We start from the raw sequence: 15,507 nt of genomic DNA, 5'->3' as shown, positions 1-15,507 counted from the left end.
CGGATCGCTGCCGCCGTCGCCGTGCGTGGCCGATCACGGATCGAACCCGTCCTCGAAGATCGCATCGGACTGCAACCGCAGCACGCCGAGCGCGTATGCGTCGGGAAACGGTCCCGGCGGCGTGAGCAGACCGGCGACGACCGGGCGCTCGCCGGACAGCGTCATCGCGGTCGCGACCTGCACGTCGGCACTGCCCGCGCTGAACGTGTAGCGGTTGACACCGTTGCCGTCGAAGGTGTCGTCGAGCGCGCCGGTGAAGTGCATGCGCGCGGCGAAGAAATTGCGCGTGTCGGCGCCGGTCGGATCGATCCAGCCGGCGGCGACGATGCGGCGGTCCTGGCGCACGGCGAGCGCGGTGATGGCCGTACCGTCCTCGTACTGCAGCGCGACGAGGCCGCTGTCGCCGAAATTGGTGTCGAGGCTGCCGTCGCGGCGCACGCGGAAGACGAGCGTGCCCGGCGTCACGCCGCTGGTCGCGTTGACGTCCGCGGCGACGATGATGCCGTCGTTGTACGGATCGATCGCGATAGCGGGCACGCGGTAGCTGCCGAGCAGGTCGACGTCGCGGTATCCGGTGCCGTTGAAGCTCGTGTCGAGCGCGCCGTCCGGTTGCAGGCGCACGAGCATCGGGATGCCGCGGTCGTCCTGGTCGTCGTAGTCCTCGCGGTGGCCGCCGATGACGATGCGGCCGTGCGTGTCGACCGCGAGCGTGGTCGCGGTTTCCGGCAGGTAGTGATCGTCGGCGTCGACACGGCCGAAGCTGACCCAGCCCGCGTTGCCGAAGCCGGTGTCGACGCTGCCGTTCGCGTTCAGGCGCAGCACCATGAAGTCCTCGAAGCTGCCGTGGCCGCAGTCCATGCAGTAACCGTAGACGAGGATCTTGCCGTCGGGTGCGCGCGTCGCGCCGGTGAAGATCATGCCCGCGCCGGGGCCGAAGGGCTGGCTCGTGATCAGCACCTTGCCGCCGTTGCCGAAACTCGTGTCGAGCGAACCGTCCGCACGCAGCTTGACCAGGCCCGGCTGCTCGTACGGGCGCGCCATGCTCTCGGTCGCGCCGACGACGATCATGCCGTTGCCGGGGACGGGCAGGATCGCGATGCAATCGTCCTTGGACGGCGCGGCTTCCAGGTAGACGAGCTGCCAGCCGCCGATACCGAACGCGGCGTCGAGTGCCCCGGACGGCGTGAATTTCGCGACGCCGCAGGCATCGAAGTCGTCGTCACCGACCGATGCCGTGTCGAACGCGCCGACCGTGACCACGCTGCCGTCGCCGAGCACGGCGACGCCGTCGGTCGACACCTGCAGCACCTCCATGCCGGAATACGTCGTCGGCCACGCGAACAGCGCCTTGCCGTCGCCGGAGAAGGTCGGATCCGGATCGCCGTCGTCGGCGATCGCAGTGCCGCTCGCGGCGAGCAGCAGGGCGAGCGCGCAGCGTGCGCCCAAGGAGTCGCGGGCTGCCATCGGTGTCGCCGGGTTTGCTCGCATCGTTTCCTCACGCATTCGTCGACGCCGATCGGATTCGGCGCTTGATGAGGTCAACGCAAATGCGCAGCGCCCGGGGCCATCGGGCTAAGGGTTCGATCGCGGGAGCGGCCAGCGTGGAGCCGCGGCGTTCGCGGACGCCGCGGCGGGGTATCGTCGAGCGTCGCGACGGCCGCGCCCCCGAATTCGCCGTCAGTGCGACGGATTCGCGGAGGTCGGCTCGAAACCGTCGGCGAACAACCGGTCGCCCGGATGCTCGAAGGCACCTAGGTCGACTCTCGGCGTGCCGTCGCCGTCGCCGTCGGTGATGCGTGTCTTTGCGTCGAAATCGAGGGGCTCGGCGACGAAGGGATCGAGTCCTGCGTCGATCGCCGGCGAGCTGGCACGCAACCGATAGTCGGTTGCGCCGACGAAGAGGGGATCGGCGGAGAAGTTGCCATCGGCGCCCTCAACGTCCGCACACAGGCCCGCGTACGCGGTGCCCGCCGGCGCATATACGTCGTTGTTCATGATGATCGGCGGGTGGACGTTGTTGAAGGATCCGCAGTAGACCGCGCTTGCGGTCGACGTGCTCGTGACGACGTTGTTGGCGATGCGCACGGCCAGGACATTCCAATCCACGTAGATGGCCGAGCCGGTGCCTGCTTCGTTGTCGACGAAGGTATTGCCGATCAGGAATGGCCCGCGCGAGTGCCATACGAGGGCATAGACGCCGCCGCCGAAGCCCGAGGGCGACAGCACGCGGTTGCCGGTGATGAGGTTGTTCTCGATCCTAGCGTCCGTGCCGTTGAACATGGCGATTCCGCCGCCCTCCGAGGGCGCGGTATTGTCGGTGATGATGTTGCCGACGATGGCCATCGCGCCGCCGCCATCAATGTAGATGCCGCCGCCCGACGTATAGGCGTCCGTGCTGTTGCGGCTGATCACGTTGCCGCGGATCTCCGCGCCGTCCCCGCCGAGGACGCCGATGCCGCCGCCGCCGCCGCCACCGCTCGAGAAGTTGCCGCTGGCATTGTCGACGATGACGTTGCCGAACACGTAGGCGCTGCCGCCCCAGAGCATGATGCCGTTGCCGAAACTGGCTCCGAGGTTGCCCTGGATGCGGTTGCCGATGATGGACGCCGACCCGCCGTTCACGAGGACGCCCCCGCCGTAATCGCCGCGTCCACGCGTGATCGTGAAGCTCTGCAGGGTCGTCGCCCGCGTCGCATTCGTGATGGTGACGGCCGTACCCAGGTAGTCGGCGTCGATGGTGGTCGCCGCGGCGCCCGCTTCACCGATCACCGCGATGGCGCGTCCGTCGATGGTGATGCGCTCATGGTAGGTTCCCGGCGACACGAGCACGAAGTCGCCGTTGCTCGATGCATCGATCGCCTGCTGGATCGTCGCGTACTCAGCGGGCACCGCCAGGTTTCTTGCCTGCGCGATGGTCGGCGCGACCAGCGTGGCGCAGGCGGCAAGGGCGGAAAAAGGGTGTTTCACGCGATATCCGGAGAGCAGCGGTCCACTAGTCTAGAACGAAATGCCGCGGGCAGGGCGGAGGAAGAACCTCGCCCCGCGCGGGCGGCGTTCTCGCGACGCGTGAACCGCCGCGGTCATTTCGCTATCGGCGAGCCTCCACCCGCGAATTGCCGTACGTCGCAGCGAGCGCCTTGCCTTTGATGAAATCGACCATGAGATCGAAATAGCCGGCCGAGCGGCGCGTCGACGCGCGTTCGCCGTCGGGCTTCGTCTCGAATTCGACGATGCCGTGGTCCGCGTTCGGGAACAGCGCGGTGGTGATCGGGCGGCCTTCGGCCTGCAGCGCGGCGAGGCGGCGGCGGGTTTCGAACGGAGGTGCGTCGCGGTCCTGGCCGCCGAGCACCCACAGTTGCGGCACGTCGAGGTTGTGCAGCACGGGCATCGGGTCGTAGCGCACGGGGATGCCGGCGACGAGCGCGCGCAGGTCGCGGCGCGCGACCTCGGGCGTCGCGGCGAGCAGGTAGCCGGCGATGTTGCCGCGTACGGATTTGAACCACGGTTCGTTCGCGTACTGCTTCTTCAGTGCGTCGAGGCGATCGTAGCCTTCGGTGAAATCGCTCTCGACGATCGCGATCGCGGCGTCGGAAATCGTCATCGCCTTCGCTTGCGCGTCGGCATCGAAGCCCGCGCGCTGCAGGTCGAACGCGACGGCTTCGCGGTCTTCCTCGAGCGGCGACACGGCGAGGCCGAAGCTGACGATCGCGAAGTCGACCGGCTCGATGCGCGCGGCGAGCGGCACGACCCAGCCGCCCTGGCTGCCGCCCTGGTAGCCGATGCGGCCCGCGCGCGCGCCGGCGAGGCGCCGCGCTTCGTGCATCGCGTGGATCGCGTCGACCGCGAGCGTGAGGTAGTCCTGCGTGTAGCGGCCGCCCGATGCGCCGGTGCCGCGCTTGTCGTAGGCGAACACGCCGATGCCGTGGCTCGCGAATTCGCGCTGCAGGTAGTAGTCGTGCAGTGCGGAGGAATGCTCGGCGCCGTGCACGAGCACGACCAGCGGCACGCGCGCGTCGCCGGGCGGCATCGTGAGTCGACCCGCGAGTTCGACGCCGCTGCCCTGGAAGCGCGTGTCCGTCTGCACGAGCGGGATGCGCGTGCCCTTGGTCGCGTCGAAGCGCATGCCGGCGCGACCGCAGTCGCTGAATCGAACGTGATGGCCATCCAGGCGGTCGGTCCAGCCGAACGTGCTCGTCCAGCGCTCGCGACCCTGCGGCTTCAGCGCGCCGGTCGTGCCGTCCGGGCGACGCCAGCGCAAGCGGCCGTCGTCGTCGGGCGCGATGTCGAGCGAGCTGCCGTCGGCCATCGCATAGCTACCGACTTCGCAAGGCAAGGGCGCGGGCTTCGTTTCGGCGGCGCCCGCGACCATCGCGGACGCGAGCGCGAGGAGGCCGCCGGCGAGCCGCGCGGCGATGCGTTCGTTCATGGAAAGCTCCACTATGTCGATGTTGTGCATAGACTGGCGATGCACCGGAGCCCGCGCAATGTGCCGAAAGGCAGGCCTGCGCGAATCGACGCAGGCGCTATGCTCGAAGCGTCCCGACGGAGAGAAGCGCATGAAGCTGCAAGCCCTCGTCTGCCTGTCCATGTTCGCCGCGGCGACGGCGCACGCCGACGAAACGGTTTTCGACACGCACGTGCACCTGCGCGAAGGCGAGACCTCGCTGCGCGCGTATGAAGCCGACGTCACGGCCGCACACGTCAAGCTCGCCGGGTTCGCCGGCATGTGGTTCGGCGGACCGAACCAGGCGCTCGCGGGCGACCCGGCGGCGATCCGCGTGAACGACGACGCGCACCTCGCGCTCGCACGCAAGCACCCGGAGATGCTGCCGGTCGCGACCGTGCACCCCTACGACGGCCAGGCTGCGCTCGACGAGGTCGCGCGCGTTGCTGCGGCGGGCGTGAAGGTGCTCAAGCTCCATCCGCACACGCAGAAGTTCGACGCGGCCGACCCGCGCGTGCTCGCGCTCGTGCGCAAGGCGGGCGAACTCGGCATGGTCGTGCTGTTCGACAACGCGAACATCCTGCCCGGCGACAGCGAGCGCCTGTTCAACCTGGCGATCCAGGCGCCGAAGACGAAATTCATCTTCGCCCACATCGGCGGCATGAACTTCCGCTTCTGGAACATGCTCGCGCTCGCGCGCACGGCGGACAAGTTCTTCTTCGACAACATCTACTTCGACATCTCGGCGACGGTCGTGCTCGCCGCCGATTCGCCGATCGAGGCCGAGTTCGTCTGGACCCTGCGCAACGTCGGCATCGACCACGTGCTGCTCGGCTCGGACTATCCGCAGCTCACGCTCGGCCGGACGCTCGACGCGCTGCACCGGCTCGGCCTCACCGACGAGGAGCAGGCGAAGATCCGCGTCGACAACGCGCGCAAGCTGTTCGGCCGCTGACGCGGCCGGGTGGTAGCGGGAGCGGACCGCGACGACGCGATCCCGTCGTCGCCTATAGCCGTCGCCAGAGGTTGATCGCGAAGCAGACGAGGCCGAGGAGCAGCGCGATCGCGCCGCCGCCGATCACCGGCGGCATCGTCGCGCGGCCGGACAGCATGAGGCCGAGTCCGACCATGAACACCGGCAGGCCGAGGTTGTGCAACCAGAAGTGCGCGAGCGCGAGGCGCGTGCCGGCGGCCGCGGGATACAGCCTGTAAAGCACGCCGGCCATTGCGAGCGTGAGCCAGCCCGCGAGCAGGATGTGCGCGTGCACGGGCATGAGCACGAAATCCTGCGAGATGCCCATGTAGATGCCGAGGCTGGCGCCGAGCACGAGGTAGACGAGCGCGATCTTCACGAAGCGTTCGGACATGGCCGTATCCTCCCCGGTGGACCAGCGTCAGGCTACCGCGTTCCCCGGCGTGCGGGCACGTTCGCGCGGAATGCGCGGCCTCAGCCTTCCTCGAGCGATTCGTGCACGGTGCCCGCACACGCTTCGTGCGCGCAGTCGCACGGTGGCTTGAGGCCCGCGGCGGCCTGCTCGGCGCACGCCGGGGAACAGAACTCGTCGTGGGCGTGCACGGTGCAGCTGCACCACGGGTTCGCGCAGGATTTCTCGTCGGGATTCATCGTCGGGACCGCGCCGTCGTCGGAGCGGCGACTACAGCATCACGCGAATGAATCGCAGCCTTCCGGCCGTTGCGGCACGGGCGCGCCGCCCCCATCTGCAGGCGATGCGACAGATGTCCCTTCTCGACGCCGGCGCGGCGCTCGTCGATCACCCGAGTGCGCGCATCGAATACTGGCCGCAGGCGTGCGACGCGGCGACCGCCGACGCTTGGTTCGACGCGTTGCTGCAGCAGGTGCCTTGGCGTTCCGACCGGCGCATGATGTACGAACGCGATGTCGCGGTGCCGCGCCTGCTCGCGCACTACGCGCTCGCGGACGACACCGCGCCCGCGCCGATCCGCGCGGCGCGCGAGGTGGTCGCGCGGTTCGTCGCGGCACCGTTCACGAGCGTCGGCCTCAACCTCTACCGCGACGGCGACGACAGCGTCGCGATGCATCATGACCGCCTCGCCGAACTCGTGCCGGATCAGCCGATCGCGCTGCTCTCGCTCGGCGCGCCGCGATGCATGACGATCACGACGCAGGCGCTGCCGCGCACGACGCAGAAGATCGAGCTGCAGCCGGGCAGCCTGCTCGTGATGAACTACGCCTCGCAGCTGCACTACCTGCACGGCATCCCGAAGACGAAGGCGCCGGTCGGTCCGCGCATCAGCCTGGCTTTCCGCGTGCGCCCGACCTGACTCCTCGCGGCCGGCCGCGAGGCAGGCGCGCATCGGACGTGCGGTACGCGGGCGGCGTGTAGAACACGAGCGTGCGCAGGTGCGCCATGCCCGTGTTGCGGATCTCGTGCCGTTCGCCCTTCTCGATGAGCACGAGCGTGCCCGCCCGCAGGCGCGTGCGCCGGCCTTCGACGATCGCGAGGCCCTCGCCGTCGACGACGAACAGCCACTGGTCGGCGCCTCCGTGCGCATTGTCGGGGCCGCCTTCGGCATCGCCGCGCGGGATCGTCATCTCCGCCGCCTGTCCGCGCCGGTTGTGCATCGCGAGGCGGAAGCCCTTGGTGAATCGCAACGTCTTGCTCTGCATGCATGCCTCCGTGTCAGGCGCCGGGCGGATGGCGCAGGTGCATGAGATCGGCGCGGAAGCGCGCGAACTCTTCCTCGCCGCGCGCGCCGATGCGTGCACGCAGCACGTAGGCCGGGTGCACGGTCGCGAGCGCCCACTGGCCCTTGTCCCGTTCGATCCACTCGCCGCGGCGCTGCATGAGCCTGAAGCCGGAACCGAGCACGACTTTCGCGGCGAGGCTGCCGAGGCAGACGATCCAGCGCGGCCGGATGCGCTCGAGCTCGCGATCGAGCCAGTGCAGGCACGCCGCCACTTCGGCGGCGTTCGCACGCTTGTGCGTGCGCCGCTTGCCGCGCAGTTCGAACTTGAAGTGCTTGACGACGTTCGTCACGTAGATGTCGCTGCGGTCGACGCCGATATCCGCGAGTACGGCGTCGAGCAGGTGGCCGGCTGGCCCGACGAAGGGTCGACCTGCGAGATCTTCCTTGTCGCCGGCCTGTTCACCGACGAACAGGATATTCGCATCCTCGGGGCCTTCGCCGAAGACGGTCTGCGTCGCACGGCGCCAGAGATCGCAGTCGCGGCAGGCTCGTGCCGATTTCCTCAAGGTGGACAGGGCAGGCGGCTTGCGGTTCGGCATGCGCGCACCTTCGAGGGCCGGCACTGAACACGCGCCAACGCGCATGCGCCGTTCATCGCGACGTCGGGTACGCGCCCCTACGCTGCGGGCATCGTCCTGCGGAGGATCGCCATGGCCCGCCCGATCTGGAACGGCACATTGTCGTTTGGACTGCTCAACATCCCCGTCGCGGTCGTGAGCGGCGAACGCACCACCGACCTGCATTTCCGCATGCTCGATTCACGCAACAACAAGCCGATCCGCTACGAGCGCGTCAACGCGGAGACCGGCCACGAGGTGCCGTGGAAGGACGTGATCAAGGCGTTCGAGTACCGCAAGGGCAGTTACGTCGTGCTCGAGCCCGAGGACATCAAGGGCGCTGCGCCTGAGAGCCACGAATCGGTCGATCTCGAAACGTTCGTCGAAGCCGGTGCGATCGGCCCGGAGTATTTCGAGAAGCCGTACTACCTGGTGCCGGGCAAGCGCGCGGAGAAGGGCTACGTGCTGTTGCGCCAGACGCTGGAGAAGACCGGCCGCATCGGCATCGGCCGCGTCGTGATCCGCACGCGCGAATACCTCTGCGCGGTGATGCCGCGCGGCAAGGCGTTGCTGCTCAACCTGCTGCGCTATCCGTCCGAGGTGGTCCCGCAGAGTGAATACGACTTCCCGGCGACCGCGCAGCGCGTGGGCAAGAGCGAACTCGCGATGGCGGAGAAGCTCGTCGAGACGCTCTCGGGCGAATGGAAGCCGGGCGACTTCAAGGACGAGTTCCGCGAGCGCCTCAAGAAGGTCATCGCCAAGCGCCTGAAGAGCAAGAAGACGGTCGAGGTCGAGCCGGAGGAGGAGGCGCCCGAGGAGAAGTCGACCAACGTCGTCGATTTCGTCGCGCTGCTGAAGCAGAGCCTTGCGGAGGGAAAACGCGCGCCGGCGAAGAAGAAGGCGTCGGCGAAGCGCGGCGCTTCGAGGAAGACCACGGCGAAGAAGCCGCGGCGCAAACGAGCCTGAATCACGGCGCATCCCCTCGGACGTCGTTCAGGTCGGCGCCAACACACTGCGTTCCTCCGATCACGGACGCGCCATGGCACTCGCCGAATACAAGCGCAAGCGCAATTTCCGCGCGACTCCCGAACCCGCAGGCGGCGGTGATCGCGGCCACGGCATCTTCGTCGTCCAACTGCACCACGCACGTCGTCGCCACTACGACTTCCGCCTCGAGCACGCCGGCACGCTGAAGAGCTGGGCAGTGCCGAAAGGGCCGAGCTTCGACCCCAACGTCAAGCGAATGGCGGTGCAGGTCGAGGATCATCCGTTGTCGTACGCCGGCTTTGAGGGCGGCATCCCCGAAGGCAACTACGGCGCCGGCCACGTCGACGTGTTCGACCGCGGCACCTGGGAGCCTCTGGGAAGCGTGCGCGAAGGGCTCGCCAAGGGCGAACTCAAGTTCACGTTGAACGGCGACGTGCTGCGCGGCTCGTGGGTGCTCGTGCGCACGCGCAAGGACGGCAAGAAGCCGCAATGGCTGCTGATCAAGCACCGCGACGCGTACGCGGGCGAGCGCGAGGCGGACGACTTCGTCGACCCGCGCTCGGATCGGCCGCTGCCGCTGCGCGAGCGCCGAAAGGTCTGGAAGGATGCGAAGCCAGCGCGGACCGCGGTCGACACGCGGGGGCGAAGCGCGGAACGCGGTACCGCCGAGGCAATCGACGATGGCCCGTTCCAGCCCGAGCTGTGCAAACCCGAGCAGCGCGTGCCGGCGGGCGATGGGTGGCTGCACGAAGCGAAATGGGACGGCTATCGGATCCTCGCGACGATCAAGGGCCGCCGGGTGCGCCTGTGGTCGCGCAACGGCCTCGAGTGGACCAGGCGCCTGCCCGAACTCGTCGATGCATTGCGTTCGCTCGGCGTGAAAAGCGCGCAGCTCGACGGCGAGATGGTCGCGTTGCGCGGCGGGCGCGATGATTTCAACGCGCTGCAGGGCCGGCTGTCTGCGGCAGAGAAGGCGCCGCTCGCGTACATGCTGTTCGACATGCCGTATCTCGACGGACACTCGCTGCGCGAATTACCGCTGCTCGAGCGCAAGGCGCGGCTCGAAGCGCTGCTGAAGAAGCATCCCGGGCCGCTCAGTTACTCGGCGCACCAGGTCGGCGACGGTCCCCGCGTGTACGCGCAGGCGGTGCGCGCAGGCCTCGAAGGTATCGTCAGCAAGCGCGCCGACAGCGCGTACGTCGGCACGCGCAACGGAGACTGGGTCAAGATCAAGGCGCGCCGCTCCGACGAGTTCGTGGTGATCGGCTTCACCGAACCGAAGGGCAGCCGCAGCGGCATCGGCGCGCTGCTGCTCGCGCGCCCGCGCCCGCGCGGCGGCCTCGCCTACATCGGCCGTGTCGGCACCGGCTTCAGCAGCGAGCAGCTGCGCACCTTGCGCAAGGACCTCGCGGGCACGCGCATCGCCGAGACGCCCGTCGACGTGTCGAAGATGAGCCGCGCCGACCGCGCCGCCGCGACGTGGGTCGAGCCCGCACTCGTCGTCGAGGTCTATCATCAGGGCCTCGGAGGCCAGGGGCTGCTGCGCCAGCCGGCGTTGAAGACCGTGCGCGAAGACAAGTCACTCGACGATATCGTGAAGGATGCGCGACCAGCGTCGCGCGCTTCGGCTGGGCGCGCGAAGACGGCGATGGGTCGCACGCCGCGCGCGACTGCGGGCGGCGCGAAGAAGGCAGCGAAGAAGAAGGCCCCGAAGCGGGCGCTTGCCGCGGCGACCGCCGACGGCGTGCGCCTCACCCATCCCGAACGCGAGGTATTCCCCGGTTCCGGCGTCACCAAGGGCGATGTCGCCGCGTACTACGCGAAGGTCGCGCCCCTGCTGCTCGCGGACGTCGGCGCGCGCCCGCTGTCCGTGCTGCGCTGTCCCGACGGCGTTGGCCAGGCCTGCTTCTTCCAGAAGCACACGGGGCGCGGCTGGGGCGACCACGTGCGCGCGGTCGCCGTGAAGGAGAAGGGCGGCGGCAGCGATCGCTACCTCGCGGTCGACGATGCGACCGGCGTGCTGCAGCTCGTGCAGATGAACGTGCTCGAGTTCCACCCGTGGGGCGCGCGTGCGTCCGACCTCGAACACGCGGATCGCGTCATCTTCGACCTCGATCCGCATCCTTCGGTCGCCTGGTCCGAGGTGAAGAAGGCCGCGCGCACCGTGCACGACGCGCTCGCGGCGATCGGGCTCGAGTCGTTCCTGCGCACGTCCGGCGGCAAGGGCCTGCACGTCGTCGTGCCGCTCGCGTCTGCCGCGACCTGGGCCGATGCGAAGCGCTTCGCCGAGCAGGTCGCCGACACGCTCGCGAGCGAACGTCCGCAGACCTTCGTCAGCGTCGCCGGCGAGCAGAAGCGCGAGCGGCGCATCTTCATCGACTGGCTGCGCAACGCGCGTGGCGCGACCTCGGTCGGTTCGTACTCGCTGCGTGCGCGCGAGGGCGCGCCGGTCGCGATGCCGATCGAATGGAGCGAACTCGCACGCCTGCGCAGCGCCGCTGCCTACGACATCCGCTCCGCGCTCGCCAAGATCGCGCGGCGCAAGCGCGATCCGTGGGAGGGCTTCGACCGCGTGCGGCAGGCATTGCCGTCGCTGCGTGCGGCGGCGGGCGAAAGGCCGCGGCGCCGTCGCGGGCGCACGTCGCGCGCGGATCGGAAGGATTGAATTCTAAGGACGCGAAGGGCACGAAGGAAAAGCGCAAAGGAAATAGAGCTTCGACACGGAGCACACGGAGCACACGGAGAGAGCAGGGCAAGAGGAGCCTCATGAAAGTAGGCTCTTCTCCGATCTCCCGAGACTCCCGGCGTCCTCGGCGGAAAGCACGTAGATGGCGGGAAGCGCTTCTCGATCGAGGGCTTTTCCTCCGTGTGCTCCGTGTGCTCCGTGTTTCAATCTTCGGATTCGCTCTTCCTTCGTGTTCGACCTTCGCTGGCTCAAGCGTCAGTCGAAGGCGGCAGTCTGTCGAGCAGCTTGTCGAGGGTGATCGGGTAGTCGCGCACGCGTATGCCCGTTGCATGGTGGATCGCGTTGGCGACCGCGGCGGCGACGCCGCAGATGCCGAGTTCGGCGATGCCCTTCGCCTTCATCGGCGATGACATCGGGTCCGTTTCGTCGAGGAAGACGACGTCGAGGTGCGGGATGTCCGCGTGCACGGGCACCTCGTAGCCGGCGAGGTCGTGGTTGACGAAGAATCCCGCATTGCGATCGACGACGAGATGCTCGGACAACGCGGCTCCGACGCCCATCGTCATCGCCCCGATGACCTGGCTGCGCGCGGTCTTCGGATTGAGGATGCGCCCGGCCGCGCACACGGCGAGCATGCGCTTCACGCGCGTCTCGCCGGTCGCCGCGTCGACACGCACCTCGACGAAATGCGCGCCGAAGGTCGACTGCTGGTAGCGCTCGGCGAGGTCGCCGTATTCCATCGCGTCCTCGGCGACGAGTTCTCCTCCTTTCGCCGCGTCGGCGAGCGCGACGTCGCGACCGCCGGCGCGCACGCGTCCGTCGACGAATTCCGCTTCGCCCGCCAGGCCGAGTTTCGCCACGACTGCTTCGCGCAGCTTCGTGCACGCGGCGTAGACGCCCGCGGTCGAGCTGTTGCCGCCCCATTGGCCGCCCGACCCCGACGAGACGGGATAGTCGGAGTCGCCGAGGCGCACGACGACGCGATGCAACGGCACGCCCATCATCTCGGCCGCCGTCTGCGCGATGATCGTGTAGCTGCCGGTGCCGATGTCGGTCATGTCGGTTTCGACCGTGACGATGCCGTCCTTGCCGAGCCGCACGCGCGCGCCCGATTTCGTCACGAGGTTGTTGCGGAACGCGGCGGCGACGCCGAGGCCGGCCAGCCAGCGTCCATCGCGCGTGCTCGCCGGGCGCGGATTGCGCGCCTTCCAGCCGAATTTCTCCGCGCCGACGTTCAGGCAATCGATCAGGCGGCGCTTCGAGAACGGGCGCTCGGGATGCTCCGGGTCGACCTGCGTGTCGTTGGCGATGCGGAACTGGATCGGATCGATGCCGAGCTTCTGCGCCATCTCGTCGATCGCGATCTCGAGCGCCATCAGGCCGGGCGCTTCGCCGGGCGCGCGCATCGCGTTCGCTTCGGCGAGGTCGAGCTCGGCTAGGCGTAGCGCGGTCATGCGGTTCGCGCCGGCATACAGCAATCGCGTCTGGTCGACCGCGGTTTCGGGCTTGCCGCCGGGCAGGTCGCCCGACCAGCTCTCGTGCGCGATCGCGGTGAGCTTTCCTTCGCGGGTCGCGCCGAGCCGGATGCGCTGGATCGTAGCCGGCCGATGCGTCGTGTTGTTGAACATGAGCGGGCGCGGCAGTGCGACCTTGACCGGTCGCTTCGCCGCGCGCGCGCCGAGCGCGGCGAGGATTGCGTCCGCGCGGACGAACAGCTTGCCGCCGAATCCGCCGCCGATGAACGGCGACATCAGGTGCACCTTTTCCTTCGGTATGCCGAGCGTCTTCGCGACGTCGGCGACGCCCCAGGCGACCATCTGGTTGGACGTCCAGATGACGAGCTTGTCGCCGTCCCAGAGCGCGGTGGACGCGTGCGGCTCCATCATCGCGTGCGACTGGTCGGGTGTGGTGTAGGTCGCGTCGAGTTTCACCGCGGCCGCGGCGAACGCGCCGTCGAAGTCGCCGACGGCGCTGTCGGGCTTGCCCGTCCCCGGCTTCACGGCCGAATCCCTGGCGCGCGCGAGGTCGAACGCGCCCGGCTCTCGCGCGTAGTCGACGTGGATGCGTCGTGCGGCGGAACGCGCCTGCTCGAACGACTCGGCGACGACGAGTGCGATCGCCTGGTGGTAGTGCTCGATCTTCGGTCCGCCGAGCAGCAGCGCCGTGTTCTTGTCGCCCTTGCCGAGCGGTCCCGCGTTGTCCGCGGTGACGATCGCGAGCACGCCGGGCGAGGCCTTCGCGTCCGCAAGGTCCATCGAGCGGATGGTGCCTTTGGCGATGCCGGCGCCGACGACGTATCCGTACGCGGGATGCGCGACGGCATCGTGGTGCTCGTAGGCGTAGCGTGCGGTACCGGTCGTCTTCAACGGGCCGTCGATGCGGTCGACCGGCTGGCCGACGACCGCGAGGCGATCGATCGGATTCTTCGTCGCAGGGGTGTCGAATTTCATCGCGAGCTCCGTGCGTCGGCGATTGCCGCGTCGAGCGTGCGCCGGGCGAGCGTGAGCTTGAATGCGTTGTCCGGCGATGTCCGCGCGTCCTTCAGCAAACCGTCGACGACCGCCTGCGGGTCGGACGCGAGCGCGCGCTCGGCTTCCTCGCTGCGCCAGGGCTTCGGCGCGACGCCGCCGAGCGCGACGCGACCGCTGCCGTCGGCCTGTCGCACGAGCGCGACGGAGACGAGCGCGAACGCGTACGAGGCCCGATCGCGCACCTTGCGATAGACGTGCACGCCGCCGGGCGGCGGCGGCAGCACGACGGCGGTGACGAGTTCGCCGGCGTCGAGCGTCGTTTCGAGGTGCGGTGTCGAGCCCGGCAGGCGATGCAGGTCGGCGAGCGGGAGGCTGCGCGTGGTGCCGTCGGCGCGGATCGTCTCGACCTGCGCGTCGAGCACGCGCATCGCGACGGCCATGTCGCTCGGATGCGCGGCGATGCACGCATCGCTCGTGCCGACGATCGCGTGCATGCGGCGGTAGCCTGCGAGCGCGGCGCAGCCGCTGCCTGGTTCGCGCTTGTTGCACGGCTGGTCCGGGTCGTAGAAGTACGGGCAGCGCGTGCGCTGCAGCAGGTTGCCCGCGGTGGTGGCGCGGTTGCGCAGTTGAGGCGACGCGCCGGCGAGCAGCGCGCGCGCGAGCACCGGATAGTCGCGGCGCACGCGCGCGTCCGCGGCGAGGTCGGTGTTGCGCACGAGCGCGCCGACGCGCAGGCCGCCGTCGGGCGTCGGTTCGATCTTCGCGAGGTCGAGGCCGTTCACGTCGATGAGATGCGCGGGCGTTTCGATCTCGATCTTCATGAGATCGAGCAGGTTCGTGCCGCCCGCGACGAACTTCGCCCCGGGCACGCTTGCCGCACGCGCGGCGGCCTGCGCGGTCGACGTCGCGCGCTCGTAGGTGAACGGCTTCACGTGCGCACCCCCGCGACCTCGCCGATCGCGTCGATGATGTTGGAATAGGCCCCGCAGCGGCAGATGTTGCCGCTCATGCGTTCGCGCAGCTCGTCCGGCGTCGCCGTCGGCGCGGCGGCGACGTCGGCGCCCGCATGGCTCGGGATGCCGCGGCGCAGTTCCTCGAGCATCGCGACGGACGAGCAGATCTGTCCCGGCGTGCAGTAGCCACACTGATAGGCGTCGTGGCGCACGAACGCCGCCTGCATCGGATGAAGGTGGCCCGGTGCGCCGAGGCCTTCGATCGTCGTGATCTCGTCGCCGTCGTGCATTACGGCGAGGCTCAGGCAGGCGTTGATGCGGCGGCCGCCGGCGATCACGGTGCACGCGCCGCACTGGCCGTGGTCGCAACCCTTCTTCGTGCCGGTGAGGTGCAGGTGTTCGCGCAAGGCGTCGAGCAAGGTGGTGCGCGTATCGAGGGCGAGCGATTTCGCCGTGCCGTTGACGCGCAGCGTGAGTTTCACGGTCACCGGCGCCTGCGGATCGTTCGCGGTCGCGGCCTGCGCGGGCGAAGGCCCGGCCCAACGGGCCGCAGCACCGCCGAGGAGCAGGTCGCGTCCGAACACGAGCGCATCCCGCCGCGAGGGATCGATGGCATCGGATTCGTTCATGGGGACTCCTTGCACGAACGACCCCGGCACGATGCACGCCCCGGACTGAA

General features: G+C 69.1%; 14 protein-coding genes. 4 read left to right on the top strand and 10 right to left on the bottom strand.

Annotated elements, in window-relative coordinates; genetic code table 11:
* Window positions 1-33: 33 nt before the first annotated feature.
* From FHW12_RS04330 to FHW12_RS04320, 3 genes are all read right to left on the bottom strand, one after another.
* Window positions 34-1,464: a hypothetical protein gene (locus tag FHW12_RS04330; protein ID WP_182529734.1), complete on the bottom strand. Its 1,431-nt coding sequence runs from the start codon at window positions 1,462-1,464 to the stop codon at window positions 34-36.
* Window positions 1,465-1,677: 213 nt separating this feature from the next.
* Window positions 1,678-2,967: a right-handed parallel beta-helix repeat-containing protein gene (locus tag FHW12_RS04325; protein WP_182529733.1), complete on the bottom strand. Its 1,290-nt coding sequence runs from the start codon at window positions 2,965-2,967 to the stop codon at window positions 1,678-1,680.
* A 121-nt stretch (window positions 2,968-3,088) separates the two neighbouring features.
* On the bottom strand, window positions 3,089-4,426 hold the full coding sequence (locus tag FHW12_RS04320; protein ID WP_259392815.1) for an alpha/beta hydrolase family protein: 1,338 nt from the start codon (window positions 4,424-4,426) through the stop codon (window positions 3,089-3,091).
* A 130-nt stretch (window positions 4,427-4,556) separates the two neighbouring features.
* Here FHW12_RS04320 and FHW12_RS04315 point away from each other — a divergent pair, with 130 nt between their 5' ends.
* Window positions 4,557-5,399: an amidohydrolase family protein gene (locus FHW12_RS04315; protein ID WP_182529732.1), complete on the top strand. Its 843-nt coding sequence runs from the start codon at window positions 4,557-4,559 to the stop codon at window positions 5,397-5,399.
* Between the two features lie 52 nt (window positions 5,400-5,451).
* Here FHW12_RS04315 and FHW12_RS04310 read toward each other — a convergent pair whose 3' ends face one another.
* Window positions 5,452-5,811, bottom strand: a complete 360-nt coding sequence (locus tag FHW12_RS04310; protein ID WP_182529731.1) for a cytochrome-c oxidase — start codon at window positions 5,809-5,811, stop codon at window positions 5,452-5,454.
* A gap of 80 nt (window positions 5,812-5,891) precedes the next feature.
* Entirely contained in the window at window positions 5,892-6,068 is a 177-nt protein-coding gene (locus FHW12_RS04305) for a hypothetical protein (RefSeq protein WP_182529730.1), read from the bottom strand.
* 113 nt (window positions 6,069-6,181) lie between these two features.
* Here FHW12_RS04305 and FHW12_RS04300 point away from each other — a divergent pair, with 113 nt between their 5' ends.
* Window positions 6,182-6,748: an alpha-ketoglutarate-dependent dioxygenase AlkB family protein gene (locus FHW12_RS04300; RefSeq protein ID WP_259392814.1), complete on the top strand. Its 567-nt coding sequence runs from the start codon at window positions 6,182-6,184 to the stop codon at window positions 6,746-6,748.
* Here FHW12_RS04300 and FHW12_RS04295 read toward each other — a convergent pair.
* Both FHW12_RS04295 and FHW12_RS04290 read right to left on the bottom strand, forming a co-directional pair.
* Complete coding sequence (locus FHW12_RS04295; protein ID WP_182529728.1) at window positions 6,717-7,094, bottom strand: cupin domain-containing protein; 378 nt, start codon at window positions 7,092-7,094, stop codon at window positions 6,717-6,719. The two genes, FHW12_RS04300 and FHW12_RS04295, sit on opposite strands and share 32 nt — an antisense overlap.
* Before the next feature lie 13 nt (window positions 7,095-7,107).
* Window positions 7,108-7,713, bottom strand: a complete 606-nt coding sequence (locus FHW12_RS04290) for a UdgX family uracil-DNA binding protein (protein ID WP_259392813.1) — start codon at window positions 7,711-7,713, stop codon at window positions 7,108-7,110.
* Window positions 7,714-7,824: 111 nt separating this feature from the next.
* On the opposite strand from FHW12_RS04290, the gene FHW12_RS04285 reads away from it, so the two are divergent.
* Window positions 7,825-8,697 (top strand): Ku protein, encoded by an 873-nt coding sequence (locus tag FHW12_RS04285; protein ID WP_182529726.1) that lies wholly within the window; start codon window positions 7,825-7,827, stop codon window positions 8,695-8,697.
* Window positions 8,698-8,770: 73 nt separating this feature from the next.
* Window positions 8,771-11,383 (top strand): DNA ligase D, encoded by a 2,613-nt coding sequence (ligD, locus tag FHW12_RS04280; protein ID WP_182529725.1) that lies wholly within the window; start codon window positions 8,771-8,773, stop codon window positions 11,381-11,383.
* A gap of 269 nt (window positions 11,384-11,652) precedes the next feature.
* Here ligD and paoC read toward each other — a convergent pair whose 3' ends face one another.
* From paoC to paoA, 3 genes are read right to left on the bottom strand one after another with little or no spacing between them, the layout of a single operon-like run.
* Window positions 11,653-13,854 (bottom strand): aldehyde oxidoreductase molybdenum-binding subunit PaoC, encoded by a 2,202-nt coding sequence (paoC, locus tag FHW12_RS04275; protein WP_182529724.1) that lies wholly within the window; start codon window positions 13,852-13,854, stop codon window positions 11,653-11,655.
* A complete protein-coding gene (locus FHW12_RS04270) occupies window positions 13,851-14,807 on the bottom strand; it encodes an FAD binding domain-containing protein (RefSeq protein WP_182529723.1) in 957 nt (318 codons plus the stop codon). Before FHW12_RS04270 ends, paoC begins: the two co-directional genes overlap by 4 nt.
* Window positions 14,804-15,457, bottom strand: a complete 654-nt coding sequence (gene paoA / locus FHW12_RS04265) for an aldehyde dehydrogenase iron-sulfur subunit PaoA (RefSeq protein ID WP_182529722.1) — start codon at window positions 15,455-15,457, stop codon at window positions 14,804-14,806. The genes FHW12_RS04270 and paoA overlap by 4 nt, the downstream gene beginning before the upstream one ends.
* Between the last annotated feature and the right edge of the window lie 50 nt (window positions 15,458-15,507).

This window comes from Dokdonella fugitiva, assembly GCF_014138265.1.
GTDB classification, from domain to species: domain Bacteria; phylum Pseudomonadota; class Gammaproteobacteria; order Xanthomonadales; family Rhodanobacteraceae; genus Dokdonella_A; species Dokdonella_A fugitiva_A.
Note: the sequence above shows the minus strand (reverse complement) of the source record. Positions and strands in the feature narration are given on the sequence as shown.